Below are 17,040 nucleotides of genomic sequence, written 5' to 3' on the forward strand. Positions count from 1 at the left end.
CTCAGGCCTTCGTTTCGAGTGCATAGCGGGCGATCTCGATCCCCATCGCCTTTTCGACGACGGGATAGACGGTGGGATCGAGGACGCTTGCCGAGAGCGGAATGATCTCCTTCGGCACATGCAGGATGAAGACAGGCATGCCCTCCTTGAGCTGGCCGACGCTGAGCGGCTCGCCCTCCGGCGACAACGTGGTGATCACCGCCGGAAAGGTCGCAAGCCGCCCGCCATCCGCATCGTCCACCGCCATATATTCGTTCATCACATGCAGCGTCACCGATTTTGCGCCTGTGCCGACGGTGACCGTGCCGATGTCGAAGGCTTCCTTGGTGTAATCGACGTCCTTCCGGGCAATGACGCCCTCGGCGAGGATGTGGCCGCCCGTCGTCTTGCAGATCGCGTCGATGACACCAGATCCGCCTCTTTTCTCCGCCGCGATGATCGCCTCGCCGAGCGCAAGCGCCATCGAGATGCCGCCGAGCGCGGCATGGCTGCGGACATAGGAAGCCCTGAGCGGATTGCGGCAGCTGGCGATGAAACCGCCGGATTGATCGGCGGCGGCCCGCAGCACCGGCGATATCTTCGCCGTCGCGCCCTTCACCACCAGCTCGATATAACGGTTTTCGGCGCGATTGCCGCCGACGGCGGTCTGGATCATCGGCTCGGGCGAGCCGGCCATGCCGATCGAGCCCATGTCGCCTGTGGGATGGGCGCGGATATCGCCGACCGCATCGACCACCTTGGTGCCGAGGATCGCCGATGGCAGCCAGCCGTTCAGCGTCGAGGATTTCCCGTTCTGGCCGATGATCAGCCCGGAAAGCCTTTCGCCCAGCGCCTCCTGCAGCAGTTGCACGGCCTTCACATAATCGATGCCCTGCATTTCCCAAGGCGTGGTGGAGGCCGGCGCGCCGATTGCCGCCGCCGTGGCGATCCACTCCTCGTCCTTCAGTTCGTCGATCGAAACCAGCTCCGGCCTGCCGACATTGACGGCCGCAAGCCCAAGCATGCGCCCGTGATCGGCCCAGCCGCCGCCGCCGGCGGCATAGACGGAGCCGCCCTTGACGGCGGCTTCCACGTCCTTCTCAACCAGTATGCGTCCCATTCGCCTTCTCCTGATCCGAGCTTTTGTCCATCTCGCGCACCGCCTCGAAAAGCACGGCGGCGCCGAGTGCGATATCGTCATTCTCAGCCCACTCATCGGCCGAGTGGCTGCGGCCGTCCCGGCAGGGAACGAAGATCATCGCCGCCGGCGCCACCTTGGCGATCCAGGCGGTATCGTGTCCCGCGCCGGATGCCATGCGCCGATGTTTGGCGCCGACACGGACGCAGGCAGCTTCCAGCGTCGCAAGCAGCCCGGCATCAGCAGGCGTCGGCAGATTGTCGGAAACCCGGTTCGGCGCCTTGATCGCCACGCCGCAGGCCGTCGCCAGTTTTTCGACATGGCCGCCGAGCCAGCGGCAGAAAGCCTCCATGTCGGCGCGGATTTCCGCCCGCCCGTCGATCAACAGCACCACCTTCGACGGCACGACATTGGCGGAATTCGGCTCGATCCGGAATTCGCCAACCGTCGCCGCGAAGTGTCCCGGCGTTTTGGCAAGCTCGGCGGCGGCATTGCGGATATCGAGCACGAGTTGTGAGGCCGCCACCAGCGCGTCCGCTCGCCGGTCCATCGGCGTCGTGCCGGCATGGTCGGCCCGCCCCTCGACGATGATCTCGATACGGGTGATGCCCGCGATCGCGGTGACGATGCCGATATCCTCCCTTTCGGCTTCGAGCACCGGCCCCTGTTCGATATGCAGCTCGAGGAAGCCTGCTATATCGGGCCGCTTCTGCTGCCCCAGAACGCTCGGCCTGCCGCCCACCTGCACGATGCCTTCGGCGAGGTCGCGCCCATCGCTGACGCGCGAAAGCCAGGCCTCCGGCAATTGCCCGGTCATGCCGCGGCTGCCGATGCAGGACACGCCGAAGATGCTCACCTCCTCGGCAAGGAAGTCGACGATCTCCAGATCGTGGTCGAGCTCGATAGCCTGGTCGCCAAGCGCGCGTGCCACCTCAAGCGCCGAAATCACCCCGGCAATGCCGTCGAAGCGGCCGCCGTCCGGTACCGTATCGGAATGCGAACCGAGCATGATGGTGCCGAGCCATGGTTTGCGGCCGGTGCGCCGGCCGATCAGATTGCCGGCGGCATCGATCCGCGTTTCCAGCCCCGCCGCCTTCATCCGCGCTTCGATATAGGCCCGACCTTCGAGAAAGAGCGGCGAGAAAGCCCGCCGCGTCCAGGGATGCCCCGGCTCGGTGATTGCGGCCAGCGCCTCGATATCCCCGGCGATCCGGCCGGCATTGACGGGCAGATTGCGGCTCATGCACCGGCTCCCGCAATGACCTGGCGCGGCAGCGGCCGGACGAACCGGCCGCTGCCGGGCTCGGCCAGCACCTTCCCGCCCTCGGCAATCTTTTCGCCTCTGAGATAGGTTGCCGAGACGGTCCAGGGCAGGCGAATGCCCTTATAGGGGCTCCAGCCGACGACATTGTTGCCGCTCGCCGCGGCATCATAGATGCTCTCCCGCGGCTCCAGCACTGTTATATCGGCGTCCTTGCCAGGGGTCAGCGCTCCCTTGACATGGTCGAGCCGGAAATGCCTGGCTGGATTCTCCGCCATCAGCCGGGCTGCCCATGTCAGCGGAATGCCGCGTTCGCTGGCACCCTTGACGAACAGCGGCACCATCACCTCGAGGCCGGGAACACCCGACGCGTTGGCGAGCATGTCGGGGTTGGTCTTGCGATTTTCCGACCAACTGACGTGATCGGTGGAAACCAGCCAGACATCGCCGTCGGCGACTTTCCGCCACAGCGTCTCCACCTCGGCGCGCGGCCGCACCGGCGGATTGATCTTCGCCTTGCCGCCGAGGCGCTTCACGTCGTTCTCTTCGTCGAGCGTCAGATAATGGATGCAGCACTCGACCGTCGCGTCAAAACCGTCGCGGCGATAGGCGCGGGCGATATCGTAGCCGCGGCCGAGCGAGCAGTGCACCACATGCGCCGGGCAGTGGGTCACGGCGCCGGTCTCGAAGATCGTATGCATCGCCAGCAGCTCGGTAATCGGCGGCCGCGACAGGCCGTGCGCCCGCCAATCGGTGATGCCGCTTGCCTTCACCTGCTCCACATAGCTGCGCACCGCCTCGTCGTCTTCATTGTGCACGCCTGCCGTCAGCCCCGTCGGCGCGATTGCCGCAAAGCAGGCGTCGAGCAGGGCAGGGGGAATGCGCGGAAAACGTTTTGGGTCGGTGCCGAAGGTCGAGAATTTGAAGGCTGCGACGCCTGCCTCGACCATCTCGGCAATCCGCGCCGGGCCTTCGTCCGGATCGATGGTGCCGTAAAGCGCGAAGTCGACGCGCGCCTGCGGTCCGGCATGGTCGATCTTGCGTCTGACCGCCGCCGCCGAGCAGACGAGATCGCCCTCGTCATAGGGCATGTCGACAATCGTGGTAACGCCGCCGGCGGCTGCCGATCGCGTCGACCAGATGAAATCCTCTTGGTCTTTCTGGGAAAGCGAATGCACCTGGGCGTCGATGGCGCCGGGCAGGATCAGCGCTTTGCCGAGCAGATGCCGTTCGCGCGCCGCAGGCGGCACGCCGAGGCCGACCTCGGCAATCTTGCCGTCGCGCGCGGCGACATAACCCGCTTCGAGAATGCGGTCCGGCAGCACCACCGTGCCCTGCAGAACGAGATCGAAATCCATGCCGATTCCCTTCCTAAGCTGAAATCAGAGGCTCCTGGCGGGTCAGCCGCTCCTCGATGCGCTCCAGCGAGCCGAGCGCGAAGAAATCGTCGAAGGAGGCGATCGGGACCTGCTCGGTCAGCTTCGAGAGAAACTCGTCCGAGCCGAGTTCCTCCTCGATCGCTTCCACCTCGGCCGAAAGCGGCCGGTCGACGATATAGAAATCTGCATGTTTGCGCACCACCTCGTAGAGCATGGCGGCGACACCCTTCGGTTCATCGCCGAGAATGTCGATCGCCTGGGCCGACAGCAGCGCCTCGAGCGCCGCCAGGCGCTTCAGCGCCTGCATCTGCCGCTCGAAACGCTCGATCACCAGCGGCAGGAAGGCCGCTTCGTCCTCCAGCCCGGCCGCCACCACCAGCGACTGCGCCGAAACCGGATTGGACATCGACAGCACGCGCGAAAAAATCTCGCCGGCGAGCTTGATGATCGGCCCGAAACCGGTGGCGATCCGCCCCGGCGGCACGAGATTGACCGGCAGGTCGCGCCGCTGGCCGTTGCCGAGAATGACGCAGCGGTTGAAGGCATTGCGCGCCGCATGCGCCATGCAGAGGGCTGCCGATTCGAGCAGGATCGTCACATCGAGTGGTAGCGAGCCGCCCGACGTCATCACCCGTCCTTCCACAACGACGGGATTATCGTCGGAGCGCCCGGTGGCGGCTAGGATCTTGTGGCCGGTCGACAGCAGGTTCTCGATCACCGCGCCGAACACCTGGGCGATCATCCGCAGGCTGAGCGGATCCTGCACATGCGTTGCCACAGGCCAGTTCCAGTCGTCGGAGGCATTGCAGAGCCAGGCGCCGATCAGCGCCTCGCGCGCCGTGCCGACATGGCGGACGGCCTTCCAGGGATCACGGGACGCGCCGAGCGCGCCGGCCGCCATCATCGCCGTCGCCAGCAGAATGCGGATCGAAGCGGCGGCATTGCGCGTGGTTTCGGCTGCCGCCGCAAAGCTCACCGCATTGATGCTGAGCGAGGCGAGGCTGTCGCGCGGCGCCATCCGCACCGGCTGCAGCCCGGCCGCCCGGAAGGCGTCGGCCGCCTGCATCCGCTGGCCGCGATAGACCGCTTCGCCGACGCCGGTCAGCACCGCGCCGATCTGCCCCATCAGCCCGATGTCGGCGCAGCCGATCGAGCCGGTGCGGCGTACGACCGGGATGAGATCGGCTTCGAGCATGGTGATATAGGCCTGAATCAGTTCCGGCGTGCAGCCGACCTGGCCGGTCAGCGCCGTATTGACGCGGATCGCCATGGCGTTGCGCACGACGTTGCAGGAAAAGGGGGTGCCGGTGCCGAAATGATGGGCGCGCACCAGCCCGAGATTGAAAGTGTCGAGTTCGTCGGCTGACCACTCGACATCCTTCATGGCGCCGACGCCGGTCGTCGAGCCGTAGACGGGCATGCCGGAGGCGATCGCATCCTCGACGATCTCGCGGGCGATGGCGATGCGGGCCATGCCGGTTGCCGAAGCCGAAATCGTCGCCTTGCCTGCACCGATCGCCGCCATCTCGGCAAAACCGAGCGGTCGTCCGGAAAGTTCGATGCCAGGGCGTTCGTGCTGCATGTGCCGTATCTCCTAAACTGCGAGACTAAGCGAGCCCTCCCTAAGATGGGATATCCTAAATGCCGAACACAGCATGTTATCGAAAGACGGTCAGCTCAGCATCCAGGCAATATAGAGAAGCGTCAATGCGATGATCCACAGCGCAATCCTGGCCGAACGGTTATGCCGCGCCTCGGCCTTGCCGATCGCTTCGGCCGTCTCAGCGTCGAAGCGCAGACCGTGTTCGCTCATATGCAGGAGCTGGTGATGGAATTTTTCGGTCTTCGCCGCAATTTCCGGCACGGCTTCGGCGAGCTTCACGGCCGCCTTCAGCCCGTCCTTCAGATCGGTGGCGATCCGCTTCGGGCCGAGATTGTTGCGGATCCAGTCGCCGACCACAGGTTCGGAGGCCTTCCACATGTTGAAGCGTGGGTTGAGCATGCGCGACACGCCTTCGACCACCACCATGGTCTTCTGCAGCATCACCAGTTCCGGCCGCGTCGCCATGTCGAAGAGCTCGGTCACTTCGAACAGCAGCGTCAACAGCTTGCCCATCGAGATCGTCTCGGCCGGCTGTCCGTGGATCGGCTCGCCGATCGCCCGGATCGCCTGGGCAAAGCTCTCGACATTGTGGTGTCCCGGAACATAACCGGCCTCGAAATGCACCTCGGCAACGCGGATATAATCGCGGGTGATGAAGCCGTAGAGGATTTCGGCGAGGAAGCGCCGTTCCTTTTTGCCGAGCCGCCCGACAATGCCCATGTCGACGGCGACGATCATGCCGTCGGCATCGACGAAGAGATTGCCCGGATGCATGTCGGCGTGGAAAAAGCCGTCGCGCAGCGTATGGCGCAGGAACGACTGGATCAGCGTATCGGCAAGCAGGTTGAGATCGTGGCCGGCCGCCCGCAGACCCTCCACATCGGACATCCTCGTGCCGTCGATCCACTCCATGGTGATGACGTCGCGGCCGGTGCGCTCCCAGTCGACCTTCGGCACTCGGAAGCCGGGATCCCTCTCGGTATTTTCGGCGATCTCGGAAAGCGCTGCGGCCTCCAGGCGAAGATCCATCTCCACCTTCGTCGTCTGTTCCAGCGTCTTCGTCACCTCGACCGGCCGCAGCCGCCGGCTGGAGGCTAGGAAACGCTCCTGCATATGGGCAACGAGATACATCGCCTCGATGTCATGGGCAAAGCGCTGGCGCACGCCCGGCCGCACGATCTTGACGGCGACCTTCTTGCGGCCCTCTGATGTCTCGACCTCGGCCGGATGCACCTGGGCGATCGAGGCGGCGGCGATCGGATCGCCGAAGCTGGCATAGAGTTCGCCGATCGGCCGTCCGAGCGATCCCTCGATATTGGCCTTGGCGGCGGCCGCGGGAAAGAAGGCCATCCGGTCCTGAAGCTGCGACAGGTCGTTGGCGAATTCGACGCCGACGACATCCGGCCGGGTCGCCAGGAACTGGCCGATCTTCACATAGGAGGGGCCCAGCCGCTCGACGGCCTGCGCCAATCGGTCGCTGCGCTTTTGATGCCGTGCCTTGCTTCGCTCGAAAATCGTCACGAAGGATTTGGCAAGCGCGATCGGCGGCGGCAGGCCTTCGGACGGAAGAGCTGATACGACGCCCTCACGCACGAGCACCCAGCCGACGCGCCAAAGGCGGAAATAGGCTCCGAAAGTGCTCATGCAGTTTTGCCTGCTTGCGAAGGCGTGGCCAATTTCTCCACCCTCATTCCTCAGAGCTTCCAGCCGGAATGAAGGGCGGCGATGCCGCCGGTATAATTGGTATAGCTGACGCGCGAAAAGCCGGCATGGCGGATCATTGCCGCGAAATTCTCCTGGTTCGGGAACTTGCGGATCGATTCCACCAGATATTGGTAGGGTTCGGCATCACCGGTGATCGCCTTGCCGAATTGCGGAATGGCATTGAACGACCAGGCGTCGTAGATCTTGTCGAGAAGCGGCATGTCGACTTCGGAAAATTCCAAGACCAGCAAACGCCCGCCGCGCTTCAACACGCGATAGGCCTCAGACAGCGCCACATCGATCCGCGGCACGTTGCGGATGCCGAAGGCGATCGTATAGGCGTCGAAGCTGGCCGCCTCGAAGGGCAGTTCCTCGGCATTCGCCTCGACGAAGGTGAGATTGCCGGAAAGCTTCTTCTTTTCCGCCCGCTCGGCCCCGACGCCGAGCATCGAGCCGTTGATATCGAGCACGGTCGCATGCGCCTGCCTGCCGGAAGCCTCGACGATGCGGAAGGCGATGTCGCCGGTGCCGCCGGCAACGTCCAGCACCTTGTAACCCGGCTCCTTGCGCGGATTGAGCGCCGAAATCATCGCATCCTTCCAGGCGCGATGCATGCCCATCGACATGACGTCGTTCATGATGTCGTAGCGCTTGGCGACCTTGTGGAACACCTGGTTGACCAGGCCCTGCTTCTCGCCGTCAGACACCTCACGGAAGCCATAGGAGGTCTCCATGCCGCCATCGGCGGAGGTGCGGCTTTCTGACATCAGACTGCTCCATTCCTTAAGATTCGGGCGCGGCGGCCATAGCGAAAGACCGCGCGCGACGTTATCACTGGGCCGCGCTCTCGGCGGCACCCTGGCGCTATAGCGCACATCGTCGTCGGTTGAAACACGTTAGACATAGATGGGTTAAGATGCCGGAATTGCCAGAAGTCGAGACGGTGAAACGCGGCCTGGCGCCGGCGATGGAGGGGGCTCGTATCGCGAAGCTGGAACTGCGCCGCGGCGATCTGCGCTTCCCCTTTCCCGATGCTTTCGCCGACAGGGTTTCCGGCCGCACCATCGTCAGCCTCGGCCGCCGCGCCAAATATCTTCTGGTCGATCTCGACGACGGCAACACGCTGATTTCCCATCTCGGCATGTCCGGTTCTTTCCGTATCGAAGAGCGTCGCATCGAAGAAGGTGCCGCCTCCGCCACGCCGGGCGAATTCCATCACCTCCGGTCGAAGGACGAGAAACACGATCACGTCGTCTTTCATCTGGAAGGTTCGGGCGGCCCGCGGCGGGTCGTTTACAACGACCCGCGCCGTTTCGGCTTCATGGATATGGTGGGGCGTGCCGATCTCGCCGCCCATCCCTTCTTCCGCGACCTCGGCCCGGAGCCGACGGGAAACGAGCTTGGCGCCGCCTATCTCGCCGAACGCTTCCGCGACAAGGCGCAGCCGCTCAAGAGCGCGCTCCTCGACCAGAAGAATATTGCCGGTCTCGGCAATATCTATGTCTGCGAGGCTCTGTGGCGGGCGCATTTGTCGCCGGCCCGCGCCGCCGGCACGCTGGTGACCGCAGGCGGCCGGCCGAAGGAACAGCTTAACCTGCTCGTCGCCGCGATCCGCGAGGTCATTGCCGATGCGATCGCCGCCGGCGGCTCGTCGCTGCGCGATCATATTCAGACCGACGGGTCGCTCGGCTACTTCCAGCATTCCTTCTCCGTCTATGATCGCGAAGGTCAGGCTTGCCGCACGCCGGGCTGCGGCGGTACGGTCGCCCGTATCGTCCAGGCGGGCCGCTCCACCTTCTATTGCGCCACCTGCCAGAAATAAGAGAGAAACGGGAGAACAGCATGGCCTATGAGACCCTGATCGTCGAAACCCGAGGCAATGTCGGCCTCGTCAGGCTGAACCGCCCGCAGGCGCTGAACGCCCTGAATTCCACCGTGCTCAAGGAGTTGAAGCAGGCCTATGTCGCCTTCCATGCCGACGAGGCGGTGGGCGCGATCGTGCTCACCGGTTCCGAGCGCGCCTTTGCCGCCGGAGCCGATATCAAGGAGATGCAGCCGCTTGCCTTCGCCGATATCTATAAGAGTGATTTCATCGGCGGCTGGGATGAGGTCGCCAAGGCCCGCAAACCGGTGATCGCTGCCGTCAGCGGCTTTGCCCTCGGCGGCGGCTGCGAGCTCGCCATGATGTGCGATTTCATCATCGCCTCGGAGACGGCGAAGTTCGGCCAGCCGGAAATCACCCTCGGCGTCATTCCCGGCATGGGCGGTTCGCAGCGGCTGACGCGCGCCGTCGGCAAGGCGAAGGCCATGGATCTGATCCTGACCGGCCGCATGATGGATGCGGCGGAGGCCGAACGCTCGGGACTCGTTTCGCGTGTGGTGGCGCCCGAGCGTCTTCTCGACGAGGCTTTCGCCGCGGCCGAAAAGATTGCCTCGCTTTCTCAGCCTTCGGTCCTGATGGCCAAGGAGGCGGTCAACCGCGCCTTCGAGACGACACTGGAAGAGGGTTTGCGTTTCGAGCGCCGGCTGTTCCACAGCCTCTTTGCCACCGACGACCAGAAAGAAGGCATGGCGGCCTTCGTCGAGAAGCGCAAACCGGCTTTTACGCACCGTTGAATGCTTTTAGGCGGTTCCCGCTGCAAAGCTTGAAAATCCGCGTTGACGTGGGCCGGCTTTAGAGTTATATGCCCGCCCACGGTTCGGAAAGCCGGTTTGGTTTTCCGCGATTGCTCCCGCATTGCTGGATTTTGTGGCCGCAGGGCCCGCGGTAATGGCGGAGTTTGTTCGAATTCTTGAGAGAGGCATCCATGGCCAATACAACTTCGGCGAAAAAAGCGACCCGCAAGATCGCCCGCCGTACCGACGTCAATAAGGCTCGTCGCTCGCGCGTTCGTACTTTCGTTCGCCAGGTCGAAGAGGCTATCGCATCCGGCGACGCCGCCAAGGCGAAGGAAGCTTTCCTGGCCGCTCAGCCCGAGCTTGCCCGCGCCGCCAGCAAGGGCGTGCTGCACGCCAACACGGCATCGCGCAAGGTCTCGCGTCTGGCCGCTCGTGTGAAGGCTCTTTCGGTCACCGCGACAGCGTAATCTTCCATTAACGACCTCTTCGTTATGATTAGCCCGGTAATTTTACCGGGCTTTTTCGATTCCGCCGATCAGCTCCTGTATGGTTAATCTCACGACAGTTTCGTGTCAGCGCCATGACAGGAAAAAGCATTTAAAAACAAAAACTTGCGCAAGGATGCTTCGACACTGCGCGACTCTGCCCCACGCTTCCGTGACCAGGGGGGAGTCAAGAAGATTTTTATTTTTTTTCTTTCCATGCGTGTCAAAATAGCCCGAACGGGGAATCTCCTTGATTCAAAAGCGATTCTTTTTTGACGGTGGTGTGACGCCCGAAAAGGGTGGGCGGAGTCAATGGCCGCTTCTTAATTTTGCGTAAAATTCATCGTTGATATTGCCTTTTGATCCTGCCTAAATGGCCTCCAACAAAGGGCGCGGACATCACCTGCAGAGGCTCGGTCTTAACTGCCACGTCGGCAGGGCGATAAGTTTGTGCCATTTGTTACGGAGCCTTGCGCTTCCGTTTTTTCAAGCACTTGACGGATTTGGGCCGTAACGTGGCTGTTACGGGCAGGGATGTTTTGTGTCTTCGGCAGCCACACGTTTAAGGCGAGGTCGCCGGAGAAGGTTAAAGTAATATTGCGTTCGGGCTGGTCGGCCGAAAACGAGGATCGACCGCCAGCCTGGCACGGAAAGCCGATGAAGGTTGCCGCATGACTGCGGTCCCTGCAACGGAATTTTGTGCCGGTCCCTTCGGGGGCAGTGTTTGAGTGAACCGGCAGGCAAGCGGCTTCATGAGGATGCCGTCAGCTCGCCAAAGCGGGGAATAATCGGGCGGCTATTTTAGCGGAAGCCGCCCGGTGGAATTGAAAGGCGGCATTATGCAGATGAATACGATGACGGCGGGCGGGCTCGACAATGGGGATGTGGCGCCGCAGACGTTTGGCTCCATTCGCCTTGAAGCGGGAGAAACAAAGGCGGAAATGCAGCACAGCATCTTGTTTGAGCGCGTCAACGCGCGCTTGAAGGCACAGGTCGGTCCTGACGTTTATGCCAGCTGGTTCGCCAGGCTGAAGCTTCATTCGGTATCGAAGAGCGTGGTTCGCCTGTCGGTTCCCACCACCTTCCTGAAGTCGTGGATCAACAATCGTTATCTCGATCTCATCACCGGTCTGTTCCAGGCCGAGGATCCGGAAATTCTGAAGATCGAAGTCCTGGTGCGCACGGCGACACGCAGCGGCACGAAGGCGCTCGATGAGGCGGTCCAGCCCGAGCCGGTCGTTGCGCCCCAGGCGCGCCGTCCCGCAAGCGCCCAGCCGGCCGGTCAGGCCGTCCAGCAGGCGGTTTCCTCCGTTGCCGCGGCAAGGCCCGCAAGCTTTGGCTCGCCGCTTTTCGGTTCGCCGCTCGATAGCCGCTTCACCTTCGACACCTTCGTCGAAGGCAGCTCGAACCGCGTCGCGCTTGCCGCGGCAAAGACGATCGCCGAAGCCGGGTCCGGCGCCGTGCGTTTCAATCCACTGTTCATCCATTCGACGGTCGGTCTCGGCAAGACCCACCTGCTGCAGGCGATTGCCAATGCGGCGGTGCAGAACCCGCGGGCACTGCGCGTCGTCTATCTGACGGCGGAATACTTCATGTGGCGCTTCGCCACCGCGATCCGCGACAACGATGCGCTGACGCTGAAGGATTCGCTGCGCAACATCGATCTCCTGATCATCGACGACATGCAGTTCCTGCAGGGCAAGATGATCCAGCATGAGTTCTGCCATCTGCTCAACATGCTGCTCGACAGCGCCAAGCAGGTGGTCGTCGCTGCCGACCGCGCCCCCTGGGAGCTGGAATCACTCGATCCTCGCGTCCGCTCGCGCCTGCAGGGCGGTGTGGCGATCGAATTCGACGCGCCGGATTATGAGATGCGCCTCGAGATCCTCAGGCGTCGCCTTGCTGCGGCCCGGCTTGAAGATCCGTCGTTGGAAATTCCGGCTGAACTGCTCCAGCACGTCGCCCGCAACGTCACGGCCAGCGGCCGCGAGCTGGAAGGCGCTTTCAACCAGCTGGTCTTCCGCCGCTCCTTCGAGCCGAACCTGTCGATCGAGCGCGTCGACGAACTGCTGGCCCATCTCGTCGGCTCCGGCGAACCGCGCCGCGTGCGCATCGAGGACATCCAGCGCATCGTCGCCAGGCACTACAATGTCTCGCGCCAGGAACTGGTCTCCAATCGCCGCACCCGCGTCATCGTCAAGCCGCGCCAGATCGCCATGTATCTGTCGAAGACGCTGACGCCGCGCTCCTTCCCCGAGATCGGTCGCCGTTTCGGCGGACGCGATCACACGACCGTGCTGCACGCCGTGCGCAAGATCGAGGAGCTGATTTCCGGCGACACCAAGCTGTCGCACGAAGTCGAGCTTCTGAAGCGGCTGATCAACGAATAAAATTCAAAGTGTTCCAGTGTCGTTTGCGCGTCTGGAAAGATGCGTGACATTCTAAAAATTCGACGGCCGGAAGCGATTCCGGCCGTTTTCTTTTATAAGCTTTTTATTCTATACCTCCGGCCATCCAATGCCTGTGGCCCGCAAGGGTGCAGCGGTTTTGGAATGATGACATAAGACGAAGAAGCGCCGAAAAGGGCGCAATGGGAGGAATGATGAGTTTCAGAAAGATCGCCGTTCTCGGTCTCGGCAAGGTTGGACGGCTGGCGGCAACGCTGTTGCATGAAGGCGGCTTCGAGGTCATTGGTGTCGATGCGCAACTGCCGCTGGGCGACGTCCCGTTCAAGTGCCGCACCGGCGATATCTCCGACCCTGCGGTGATCCGCGAGCTGCTCTCCAATGTCGAGGCGGTGCTCTCCTGCCTGCCTTATCATTTGAATATCGAGCTGGCGCGCGCCGCCCATCTCGCCGGCATTCATTATTTCGACCTGACCGAAGACGTCCCCACCACCAATTTCATCATCGAACTGTCGAAGACCGCCCGCGGCCTGATGGCGCCGCAATGCGGCCTGGCCCCGGGTTTCGTCGGCATTGTCGGCGCCAGCCTGGCCGACGGCTTCGATCGCTGCCGTTCGATCCGCATGCGCGTCGGCGCCTTGCCGCAGCATCCGACGGGACTGCTCGGCTATGCCTTCAACTGGTCGCCTGAGGGCGTCGTCAACGAATATCTGAATGATTGCGAGGTCATCGAGGGCGGGGTGCGCAAGCTCGTCTCGCCAATGGAATGGCATGAAACCGTCTATGTCGGCGGCGTCAAGCTCGAAGCCTTCACGACCTCGGGCGGTCTCGGCACCATGTGCGACACCATGCTCGGCAAGATCGACAATCTCGACTACAAGACCATGCGTTATCCCGGTCATATGGAACTGATGAATTTCTTCTTCCATGAGCTCCTGATGCGCGACAAGCGCAAGCTTGCCGGCGAGATCCTGACCAATGCCAAGCCGCCGGTTGAAGACGACGTCGTCTACGTCCATGTCGCCGCCGAAGGCACGGAGACGGGCGGCCTGCGCCGCAAGGAGTTCGTGCGCGCCTATTACCCGATCGAGATTGCCGGCGCGCGCCGCACGGCGATCGCCTGGACGACGTCGGCCTCCGTCGTCGCCGTCATCGAAATGGTCCGCGACGGCCTGCTGCCGGCGACCGGCTTCCTACACCAGGAGCATATTCCGCTGGAGATGTTCCTGAAGACGCCGACCGGCAGCCTGTTCAAGGCGGGCGCCACCAACCACAGCTGAAAAATGCCTATCGGTGCGGAGGCGATGTCAAGCCGCCGCACTGATAGGCAATGATCCTATGGACCTCAGCAGGCGAGATCGGCGACGACGGAATCGAGGATCAGCATGCCTGAGGGTGTGCAGCGGAGGCGTGAATTGCCGATTCGCTCGATGAATTTGTGCTCGAGCAGAAACTCTTCGCGTTTCGGGTCGAGGTCGCGGCCGGAAAGCTGCTGCCAGCGGGCGAGGTCGACGCCTTCGCGAAGCCGCAGCCCCATCAGCAGCAATTCGTCGGACTGTTCCTCGTAGCCGAGCCGTTCCTCGTCGAGAATGCCGTGGCCGTCGCGTTCGACCATGTCGAGCCAGGCTTCCGGCTTGCGCTCGGTCGCCGTTGCGATCTTTTCCGGGCCGCGCGTCAGCCGGCCGTGCGCGCCCGGGCCGATGCCGGCATAATCGCCGTAGCGCCAATAGGTCAGGTTGTGCCGGCTTTCAGCGCCCGGCCGGGCATGGTTGGAGACCTCGTAGGCGGGCATGCCTTCGCGCGCCGTGATCTCCTGCGTTGCCTCGTAGAGCACGGCCGATTGCTCGCCATCCGGCACGATGAGCTTGCCGGATTTGTGCAGGCCGTAGAAGGGCGTGCCTTCCTCGATAGTCAGCTGATAGAGCGAGAGGTGGTCGACCGCATAGGAGATCGCCTCTCTCAGCTCTTTTTCCCATTCTTCGACCGTCTGGTCCGGCCGGGCATAGATCAGATCGAAGGACATGCGCGGGAAAATCTCGCGCGCCAGCCGGATCGCCTTCAGCGCGTCGGCGACATCATGCAGCCGGCCGAGGAATTTCAGGTCCCGGTCGTTCAGCGCCTGCACGCCGAGCGAGACGCGGTTGACGCCGGCCGCCCGGTAGCCGCGGAAGCGCTCGGCCTCGACGCTGGACGGATTGGCCTCCATGGTAATCTCGATGCCCGCGGGCACATGCCAGTGTCTCGCGATGCCGTCGAGAATGGCCGAGACCGTTTCCGGCTTCATCAGCGAGGGCGTGCCGCCGCCGAGGAAGATGCTCGTCACCGTCTTCGGGCCGCTCATTGCCCTGACCGTCGCCATCTCCTTCAGGAAGGCTGATGCAAAGCGCTCCTGGTCCACCGGCTGGTGGCGCACATGGCTGTTGAAATCGCAATAGGGACACTTCGCAGCGCAGAACGGCCAATGCACATAGACGCCGAAGCCGGGCTCGCCGGTATCGGGCAGCAGTGCGGCGTCGCGTGAGGGGCTTGGCGTGTCGAAATTGTCCACGTGGTGACCTTATGCCTCCAGGCAGGTTTCGACAAAGAGTTTGAAGGCACGGGCCCGATGCGACAGCGCCTGCGGCTTGCCGACGCTCCAGCCGTGTTTTTCCTCGCTGCTCATCTCACCGAAGGTGGTGTCGTAACCCTCGGGCTGGAAAACCGGATCGTAGCCGAAGCCCTGAGTGCCGCGCGGCGGCCAGGCGACGCTGCCCTCCACCTCGCCGCGGAAGAGCTCCGTATGCCCGTCCGGCCAGGCAAGGCAGAGCACGCTGACGAAACGCGCGCCACGCTGTTCCGGCTTGGTCGCGCCGGCATCCTGCAGCGCCTTTTCCACCTTCGCCATCGCCATGTCGAAATCACGTGTGCCGTCCGAGGTCTCCGCCCAATTGGCGGTGTAGACGCCGGGGTCGCCGTCAAGCGCATCGACCACCAGCCCGGAATCGTCCGACAGTGCCGGCATGCCGGCGGCATTGGCCGAGGCGACCGCCTTGATCGTCGCATTCTCCTCGAAGCTCGTGCCGGTTTCGTCAGGCTCGACGAAATTCAGCTCGGCCGCCGACTTGGCGGTGAAGCCGAGCGGGCCGATCAATTCCTGGATCTCGCGGATCTTGCCGGCATTGTGGCTGGCAACGACAATAGTCTTCGTTTCGAGCTTGCGCATTCAGATATCCTGTTCGATGCCCCAGATTTTAGCCTCCGCGCATTCCAGGCTGTTGCCGGCGGGATCGCGGAAATAGATCGAGCGGCCGCCGTTCGGCCAATGCACTTCGGATTCGATCGTCACACCGGCCGCTCTCAACCGCCCAGCCATGGCATCGATATTGCGGCCGGAGACCCTGAAGCAGGCGTGGCCTTGCCCGGTCGTGCCGTGCGGCGGCACCTGCAGCGCGTCGGGCGCCGGCGGCTTCACGGTTTCCTCGGGGTTGAAGATCAGGAGAACGCCGGGGCCGCAACGGAAGAAGACATGCCGGTTGGCAGCGCGGGTAATCTTTTCAAGTCCGAGAACGTTCTCGTAGAACGTCTCGGCCTCATCGAGATCCCGCGCATAGAGCGCCGTTTCCAACATGCCTTCCAGCATGGGGTTCATCCCGCAATCGCCTGTTTCTGCAGGGCGACGAGTTCGCCGATGCCGTTCTTGGCAAGACCCATCAGCGAGGTGAATTCCTCTTCGGAAAACGGCGTGCCTTCGGCCGTGCCCTGGATTTCGACGATGCCGCCAGCGCCGGTCATCACGAAGTTGGCGTCGGTCTCGGCCGAGGAATCCTCGAGGTAATCGAGGTCGATCACCGGCTGGCTGGCGAAAACGCCGCAGGAGATGGCGGCGACATGGTCCTTGAGGACCCGGTCGACCTTGATCATGTTGCGGCTTTCCATCCATTTCAGGCAGTCGTAAAGCGCAATCCAGCCGCCGGTGATCGAGGCTGTCCGGGTACCGCCATCGGCCTGGATGACGTCGCAATCAAGGGTGATCTGCCGCTCGCCGAGCGCCTGCAGATCGACGACGGCGCGCAGCGACCGGCCGATCAGCCGTTGGATTTCCTGGGTGCGGCCGCCCTGCTTACCGGCGGCGGCCTCGCGCTTCATGCGCTCGCCGGTCGCCCGCGGCAGCATGCCGTATTCGGCCGTGACCCAGCCCTTGCCGGTATTGCGCAGCCATGGCGGCGTCTTTTCTTCGAGGCTGGCGGTGCAGAGCACATGCGTATCGCCGAATTTCACCAGGCAGGAGCCTTCCGCATGCTTGGAAAAATTGCGCTCGAACGAGACCTTGCGCATCTGGTCGATTTTTCTGCCTGAAGGCCGCATTCTTATCTCCTGGGGTTTGTTGACCGCTTCTACGATTGGCGGCGCCTATTTGCAAATTCCCTTTTGCCACGGGTGCGAGTTTGACTTAACTTTCGCGAAGTATCATCAGCGCGGGTTCGTAAG

The 17,040-nt window shown here is 63.1% G+C and carries 15 protein-coding genes; 5 read left to right on the forward strand and 10 right to left on the reverse strand.

Annotation, left to right across the window (positions count from 1 at the left end):
• Position 1: 1 nt before the first annotated feature.
• The 6 genes from RLEG4DRAFT_RS34385 to ubiE form a co-directional block, all read right to left on the reverse strand.
• Positions 2–1,099, reverse strand: coding sequence for a DUF917 domain-containing protein (locus RLEG4DRAFT_RS34385; RefSeq protein WP_003583796.1), 1,098 nt, complete (start codon positions 1,097–1,099; stop codon positions 2–4).
• Positions 1,080–2,360, reverse strand: coding sequence for a Zn-dependent hydrolase (locus tag RLEG4DRAFT_RS34390; RefSeq protein ID WP_003583798.1), 1,281 nt, complete (start codon positions 2,358–2,360; stop codon positions 1,080–1,082). The genes RLEG4DRAFT_RS34385 and RLEG4DRAFT_RS34390 overlap by 20 nt, the downstream gene beginning before the upstream one ends.
• Positions 2,357–3,736 carry a dihydroorotase gene (locus tag RLEG4DRAFT_RS34395; protein WP_003583800.1) on the reverse strand — a complete coding sequence of 460 codons (1,380 nt, stop codon included), beginning with the start codon at positions 3,734–3,736 and terminating at the stop codon, positions 2,357–2,359. Before RLEG4DRAFT_RS34395 ends, RLEG4DRAFT_RS34390 begins: the two co-directional genes overlap by 4 nt.
• A 13-nt stretch (positions 3,737–3,749) precedes the next feature.
• Positions 3,750–5,339 (reverse strand): aromatic amino acid lyase, encoded by a 1,590-nt coding sequence (locus RLEG4DRAFT_RS34400; RefSeq protein WP_003583801.1) that lies wholly within the window; start codon positions 5,337–5,339, stop codon positions 3,750–3,752.
• 90 nt (positions 5,340–5,429) lie between these two features.
• Positions 5,430–7,004: a 2-polyprenylphenol 6-hydroxylase gene (ubiB, locus tag RLEG4DRAFT_RS34405; protein ID WP_003583804.1), complete on the reverse strand. Its 1,575-nt coding sequence runs from the start codon at positions 7,002–7,004 to the stop codon at positions 5,430–5,432.
• A gap of 50 nt (positions 7,005–7,054) precedes the next feature.
• Positions 7,055–7,831, reverse strand: coding sequence for a bifunctional demethylmenaquinone methyltransferase/2-methoxy-6-polyprenyl-1,4-benzoquinol methylase UbiE (ubiE, locus tag RLEG4DRAFT_RS34410; protein ID WP_003583805.1), 777 nt, complete (start codon positions 7,829–7,831; stop codon positions 7,055–7,057).
• Positions 7,832–7,980: 149 nt separating this feature from the next.
• Between ubiE and mutM the strand changes: the two genes are divergently transcribed.
• From mutM to RLEG4DRAFT_RS34435, 5 genes are all read left to right on the forward strand, one after another.
• The gene (mutM, locus tag RLEG4DRAFT_RS34415) at positions 7,981–8,886 is read left to right on the forward strand and encodes a bifunctional DNA-formamidopyrimidine glycosylase/DNA-(apurinic or apyrimidinic site) lyase (RefSeq protein ID WP_003583807.1); all 906 of its coding nucleotides are present in this window, start codon (positions 7,981–7,983) and stop codon (positions 8,884–8,886) included.
• Positions 8,887–8,906: 20 nt separating this feature from the next.
• Positions 8,907–9,680 (forward strand): enoyl-CoA hydratase, encoded by a 774-nt coding sequence (locus tag RLEG4DRAFT_RS34420; protein ID WP_003583809.1) that lies wholly within the window; start codon positions 8,907–8,909, stop codon positions 9,678–9,680.
• Between the two features lie 191 nt (positions 9,681–9,871).
• Positions 9,872–10,150, forward strand: coding sequence for a 30S ribosomal protein S20 (gene rpsT / locus RLEG4DRAFT_RS34425; RefSeq protein ID WP_003570835.1), 279 nt, complete (start codon positions 9,872–9,874; stop codon positions 10,148–10,150).
• An 857-nt stretch (positions 10,151–11,007) separates the two neighbouring features.
• Positions 11,008–12,558, forward strand: coding sequence for a chromosomal replication initiator protein DnaA (gene dnaA / locus RLEG4DRAFT_RS34430; protein WP_003583811.1), 1,551 nt, complete (start codon positions 11,008–11,010; stop codon positions 12,556–12,558).
• A gap of 212 nt (positions 12,559–12,770) precedes the next feature.
• Positions 12,771–13,853 carry a saccharopine dehydrogenase family protein gene (locus tag RLEG4DRAFT_RS34435; RefSeq protein WP_003583813.1) on the forward strand — a complete coding sequence of 361 codons (1,083 nt, stop codon included), beginning with the start codon at positions 12,771–12,773 and terminating at the stop codon, positions 13,851–13,853.
• 65 nt (positions 13,854–13,918) lie between these two features.
• On the opposite strand, the gene hemW is transcribed toward RLEG4DRAFT_RS34435, so the two are convergent.
• From hemW to rph, 4 genes are read right to left on the reverse strand one after another with little or no spacing between them, the layout of a single operon-like run.
• Positions 13,919–15,121: a radical SAM family heme chaperone HemW gene (hemW, locus tag RLEG4DRAFT_RS34440; protein ID WP_003583815.1), complete on the reverse strand. Its 1,203-nt coding sequence runs from the start codon at positions 15,119–15,121 to the stop codon at positions 13,919–13,921.
• Positions 15,122–15,130: 9 nt separating this feature from the next.
• Positions 15,131–15,775 (reverse strand): RdgB/HAM1 family non-canonical purine NTP pyrophosphatase, encoded by a 645-nt coding sequence (rdgB, locus tag RLEG4DRAFT_RS34445; RefSeq protein ID WP_003583816.1) that lies wholly within the window; start codon positions 15,773–15,775, stop codon positions 15,131–15,133.
• Positions 15,776–16,201, reverse strand: coding sequence for a VOC family protein (locus RLEG4DRAFT_RS34450; protein ID WP_003583818.1), 426 nt, complete (start codon positions 16,199–16,201; stop codon positions 15,776–15,778).
• Entirely contained in the window at positions 16,198–16,917 is a 720-nt protein-coding gene (rph, locus tag RLEG4DRAFT_RS34455) for a ribonuclease PH (protein ID WP_003570827.1), read from the reverse strand. The genes RLEG4DRAFT_RS34450 and rph overlap by 4 nt, the downstream gene beginning before the upstream one ends.
• Between the last annotated feature and the right edge of the window lie 123 nt (positions 16,918–17,040).

It is taken from the genome of Rhizobium leguminosarum bv. trifolii WSM2297 (assembly GCF_000271845.1).

Bases quoted from the DNA above. Each gene is read 5' to 3' on its own strand.
- dnaA (WP_003583811.1), top strand. From the start codon at position 11,008: ATGCAGATGAATACGATGACGGCGGGCGGGCTCGACAATGGGGATGTG.
- ubiE (WP_003583805.1), bottom strand. From the start codon at position 7,831: ATGTCAGAAAGCCGCACCTCCGCCGATGGCGGCATGGAGACCTCCTAT.
- rdgB (WP_003583816.1), bottom strand. From the start codon at position 15,775: ATGCGCAAGCTCGAAACGAAGACTATTGTCGTTGCCAGCCACAATGCC.
- RLEG4DRAFT_RS34390 (WP_003583798.1), bottom strand. From the start codon at position 2,360: ATGAGCCGCAATCTGCCCGTCAATGCCGGCCGGATCGCCGGGGATATC.
- RLEG4DRAFT_RS34385 (WP_003583796.1), bottom strand. From the start codon at position 1,099: ATGGGACGCATACTGGTTGAGAAGGACGTGGAAGCCGCCGTCAAGGGC.
- RLEG4DRAFT_RS34395 (WP_003583800.1), bottom strand. From the start codon at position 3,736: ATGGATTTCGATCTCGTTCTGCAGGGCACGGTGGTGCTGCCGGACCGC.
- mutM (WP_003583807.1), top strand. From the start codon at position 7,981: ATGCCGGAATTGCCAGAAGTCGAGACGGTGAAACGCGGCCTGGCGCCG.
- rph (WP_003570827.1), bottom strand. From the start codon at position 16,917: ATGCGGCCTTCAGGCAGAAAAATCGACCAGATGCGCAAGGTCTCGTTC.
- RLEG4DRAFT_RS34420 (WP_003583809.1), top strand. From the start codon at position 8,907: ATGGCCTATGAGACCCTGATCGTCGAAACCCGAGGCAATGTCGGCCTC.
- RLEG4DRAFT_RS34435 (WP_003583813.1), top strand. From the start codon at position 12,771: ATGAGTTTCAGAAAGATCGCCGTTCTCGGTCTCGGCAAGGTTGGACGG.
- rpsT (WP_003570835.1), top strand. From the start codon at position 9,872: ATGGCCAATACAACTTCGGCGAAAAAAGCGACCCGCAAGATCGCCCGC.
- ubiB (WP_003583804.1), bottom strand. From the start codon at position 7,004: ATGAGCACTTTCGGAGCCTATTTCCGCCTTTGGCGCGTCGGCTGGGTG.
- RLEG4DRAFT_RS34450 (WP_003583818.1), bottom strand. From the start codon at position 16,201: ATGAACCCCATGCTGGAAGGCATGTTGGAAACGGCGCTCTATGCGCGG.
- RLEG4DRAFT_RS34400 (WP_003583801.1), bottom strand. From the start codon at position 5,339: ATGCAGCACGAACGCCCTGGCATCGAACTTTCCGGACGACCGCTCGGT.